This is a genomic window from Oleiphilus sp. HI0128 (assembly GCF_001635365.1).
In genome coordinates this window covers 1-5,102 of sequence record NZ_LWGG01000690.1, presented here as the reverse complement: position 1 = coordinate 5,102, position 5,102 = coordinate 1, and the positions used below count along the sequence as shown (strand labels likewise).

The following is a 5,102-nucleotide window of genomic DNA, read 5'->3' as shown; positions in this document are numbered from 1 at the left end:
CCAAAATCTCGTTCATAACGATAAGCAGCTCCCAAGCGTGCTTTTAGATAGCGATGTAAGGCAAGACTATAGATGAGGTACTGTAAGTCATAGCGGTGATCAAGCATCGCTTCAGAAAGTTTGTCGTGCGTATAATCTTCAAGTTGATCGCCTAGGTAATTCGATTTGTAATCTAGCAGAAAGTACTGCCCTTCTTTGACGAAAACCAAGTCAATGGCGCCTTTTAAGTGCCCTTCAAATGAAGCAAACTCAAGTGTTGGAACGGTCGACGCGTACGACTGAAGCAATTCATTAATACGCCCGATTTGGCAGCGCTGAACTTTAAAGTAAAACTCCATTTCTGCTTGAAAGTCACTTAGTGGCAATTGCGATAAGGAAAAGTTGTCGCTTAGCTTGGCATCTAGAATATTTTTTAACCACTCGCTTAAATAGGCAGACCAAAAAGGCAAAGCGCCTTCATCAACAAGGCGACTTAATGACAGTTTTTCTGCAATCATGTCTCGTAGGCTCAGAGGCTGGCCATCTGAGCGTAGTTTGGTGAGCGGCTGAGCCGTTTCGAATTCAATACTTTCAAACAAGGTATGTAAAAAAGTACCCGCCTTACTACCTCGGGGAAAGTCAAAAATGCTTAACTCTCGCTCTTCGCTTTCCGCTACGGGCTCTTTCGACGGCGTGCGACTATTGGAGCCTGGTGATGTCGTAATATGCTGACGCGCATGGCTTTCCTGCATTAGCCCGGTAAAGCTTTGAACTCGCCATTGGCTACTCAACCCTCTATCTAGCAGTTCACAAGCAATCGCCTCTTGCCGACCCTTGTCACGACCCTGTTCTGATTTAAAGTGCGCAAAACGATGTTGCTTTAGGCTCTCGCTTAAATCATCTTCGTCGAGTAAGTTAAATTGAATGACACCATTTGATTGTGCAGCCAAACCCTCTAAAGCCGAACGGTAGTTATCCTCGTCCAAACCTTCAAGTATTGCTTCACGGTCAAGCAGATAAGCCCAGGCAGTTTTCGCTACCCCCAAACTAAGTACGCCCGCGCCTTTATAAAAGTAGGTACCAAGGAAGCATTGATATTTTGCTCGTGTCAGTGCGACATATAATAAGCGGATATCTTCAGCCAGCCGCTCTCGGTCCACCAAACTGACATTTGACTCTTGCTTGAGTAAGTCGAGGTTTAACTTGCCGCTCTGATCATAAAACCACGCCATATCAGCACCACGGCCTGTGAATACAAACGGTAGAAAGACATAGGGATACTCTAAGCCCTTACTTTTGTGAATCGTGACGATACGAATTAGCTGTTCATCACTTTCAAGACGTAGACGACTCTCATCATCAGCCAGTACCGACGCTGAAATATTCTGACGAAACCAACGCAGTAGCGCAAAGTGACCACGTGTGACTTGCGCCTGACTTTGTAATAACTCCGCTAGCTGATTAACATTACTAAGGCGTCTTTCCCAGTCCTGGAACTGTGAGGCATCCTGGTGCCAAGATGCATAGACACCCAAGCGACTCATAGCGTCACGTATCGCGGCTAAGACTCCATGGCGATTCCAACATTTATGCAAGTCATTAAACAGCTCAAGATAATACTCCAAAACACTATCGTTATTTCGAATATCCAAGAGGCGTTCGTCGTCGATGCAAAAGAATAATTCAGACAGACAGCTCATTAGCAGATACTCATCACCCGGCTCTGCTATCGCTGCAAGCAAGCGATAAATGGCCTGCGCTTCTTCACTATCGTAAATATTGCTCTTGCCTTCGTAGCTTGCACTTAAGCCATAGCGTGCAAGGCGTTGCTTAACTAGCTCGGCCTCTTTTCCTGAACGAACTAATACGGCAATGTCTGAGTAAGCGGCCTTTCCTTCAGTCAGCAATGCAAGAATTTGTTGGACGCAATGATCGGCAAGTATGGAGGTCATCGCTTTTATATCACGTCCTTCAGGTCTTACTTGAGTGATGCAAAACGCAGGCTGACCACGCAAGTGCTCGGGTGTACTCTTCGCCGCGTTTACAGCGTTAAAAGGGATGTCTTCTGCGATAAATGGATTCGATTCGCGCTGGAATACCTGATTTACTGCTGTGACCATCTCAGGCGAAGAACGCCAATTGGTATCCATTGTGAACTGGTGGCCACGCGGGTGTTTGTCAATATCCTGCTTAGCTCTGAGGTAGGTGGCGATATCCCCGCCTCGAAAAGCATAGATTGCTTGCTTAGGGTCACCAATAAGCACCATCGAGGCATCTTTGCGAGACTCAATGCTTGACGAGAAAATACTCGAAAAGATATGGTATTGCTCACGATCGGTATCTTGAAATTCATCAATCAACGCTACTGAAAAGCGCTCGCGCACCGTATTAATTAATATATTACGTGTATCTTCGTCAGACAAAGCATTCGCTACGTTCAATATCAGGTCATCAAAACTGACAGCTTGTTGCCGTTCTTTCTCTTCATTGAACCGTTTACTGATCTCCTGGAAGCTTTGCACCAAGAACACTTCGCGTGAGCCAACTGGAAGTTTTCTCAGGTGCGCTTCTACAAAATTGAAGTAGGCATGCTCTGGAGGCACTCCACCCTTCTTCACGTCTTGGCTTAAATACCCTGGAGTAAAGACTTCAAACAGATTCTTACGTTTACTGGCTTTAGGAAAGTCGAAACTTGTGAACTCGGCTTCGCACCATTCGCGAATCAAAGTGAGCCATTTATTCTTATGGTTCACGCCTTTTAGCATTGATTCAGCGACAAGTTTCTGTACTTCATCGATGCTATCTAAGGTTCGTGAGCGAAGTGTTTGATACCAATCAATTGTGGCATGGTAATGCTGCTCCCAGGCTGAAAGACCACCCTCAAGTACAGCTGGTGTGAATACATCTGGTCGTCTATTAATCAAAGGTTCAAGAGACGACATCAGTTCTGCAGGCGTCGCCCAGTTACTATAGACCTCTAGTAACAACTCTTGTGGTAGAGCAAAGACTTCCTGGCGCCAGTAATCCTCACAGACCCGCAGCAACAGAGGCTTGGTGTCTTCCATCAGGTTTTGCGTAAAAGCGACATTTAAATCTAATGCATGACGCGCCAGAAGCTGCTGACAGAAACCATGAATTGTATGGATTTCAGATTGGTCTATTTGACGTTCTGCGATTCTTAAACGAAGTTTATCTGCCTCAATATCCGATGATTGTTGGTACAAATAATTCAGCACCTCATCGTCACTAGGTTCACCATTTAATACCTGGGAAAGCTCCTGAATTCGTGCACGGACTCGATCACGAAGCTCTTGCGTTGCTGCCTCGGTAAAGGTCACTACCAGAATTTCATCTACCCCGAGCTTTTGTTCTAGCAAATAACGTAAGTAGAGATTGGCGACCGCATAGGTTTTCCCGGTTCCTGCGCTCGCTTCAATTAGTGACAATGAATCAAGCGGGAACTGACAGAGGTCTAGCGTTTTCATTTTAGAACCTCCCCTTGCAAGTCGGTGAAAATAAACTCTTCTTTATAGGCAGCAACTTGCTTAACAAGTCGCTGCGACTCTATATCAGGTAAAACTCGAACCTCGGCGTGATCAGTATAAAGGCAATAGCGCTGCCAATAAGGGTCATCCATTTCACCTTCACGCGCGTTGTAGCCCTGTTTGTTACCTTCAAATATTTTTCTCGCTTTTGACTCGCCTTCAAATATCCAACTAAAGGCAGTCTTCGGTAGGAATGGCAGTGCTTCTTGCCCTGTTAGCGTAAAGAGCTCTAGCAAACCCTCCATATAAGATTTTGCGTCAGCAGCACTCAATTCAGGAAAGATCGTTACTTGCTCTGCATTAATCAACCTTGACTCGGTTTTTAGCTCAAGTCCCGTCTCGTGACCCGGTGCAACTTGATGGTGAAATAGATAGTTGACCACAACATGTTTTACCCAGCTAGAAAAGAACAACGCTGGCGAACTCCGGCTCAAACTAAACTCGCAAACAGCGCTATCCAGTAGGACTAGTGAACCAACTATGCGCTTACCAGAAAGCTGGAAGTCGATAACCAAAGTTGACGCTTCTTTCGCTAAAGCTCGCTCAATATAGGTAGATAAATCGACAAGTTCATCCTTCGCTTGAGCAAAGTAAGTTTCATCTAAAGGTGCTTTTGGCAGCCTCCCTGATAAGCGCCACTGATCAAAACACGCTTGTGTAAGCGTGTCAGAATCGACTTCCTTATGCATGTCCTTGACGACAGTTCTTAAGATATCACCCTTTAGTGCATAGATATCCAAACGGTCCAATGCAAAGGCTTCACTTTCTTCCAGATCATCTGGCAGTTTGCTAACCTTCAAACCAAGTATTTTCTGATAGTAGTACTTAAGAGGTGAAGACAAGGCGCTAAGCAATTCTTCCAAAGACAGACTTTGGATCTGTATTTCTGTTTCATCGTCTTCGACGAGTTGATCACTTTGAGGCTCAGCAAACATATCGAACTGATGTAATGGAGGCGCGTCTATTTCCAGAACATTGGCATTTGTTTCATCCTCTTCTCTAGACTCAAGTTCCAAGCCTCTGGAAAGGTCTTCCTGCTTTGGCGAAAACAGTGTCATCCAGTCCATGTTGTAGCTTTTGTCTAGTATTTTTTCACTGTGCGATTCAGAAACTTTTTCACAATAATAGTCGGAGTGAAAAGCTTGCAGGCGGTGCTGCTTGGTCCACAACTCCACTACATCGGCATCTGCTTCGTTCTCTATTTTAAAATACGTGCGGCAATAATCCTGTAGCTCACTCACTAGTACAGAGGGGTAGCGAATAGAATTATCGCTAATATTGCGACCCGTATAGCTGATATACAGATAATTCCTGGCACTCAGCAAAGCCTCCAGAAACAGGTAGCGGTCATCATCACGTCGTGAGCGGTCGCCAACTCGCCCCGGAGACCGTGCCATTAAGTCAAAGCTTGGTTTGTTTTCAGGCCTTGGATACTTTCCTTCATTCAAACCCAATAAACACACTAATGAAAACGGTACGCTGCGCATTGGCATCAGAGTACAAAAATTAATACGGCCAGAAAGAAATCGTTGCGAAACCTGCTCTTCTTCCAACACTTGCTTCACTTGCTGGGCAACG

Annotated in this window: 1 protein-coding gene and 1 pseudogene; both read right to left on the bottom strand. The window is 45.3% G+C overall.

Annotated features, from left to right (window positions below):
• The coding region (gene recB / locus A3763_RS08540; RefSeq protein WP_068759983.1) for an exodeoxyribonuclease V subunit beta at positions 1-3,464 on the bottom strand (3,464 nt) is incomplete at its 3' end.
• Positions 3,461-5,102: pseudogene (locus tag A3763_RS08535) on the bottom strand (exodeoxyribonuclease V subunit gamma); the annotation flags it as partial. The gene recB and the pseudogene A3763_RS08535, both read right to left, overlap by 4 nt.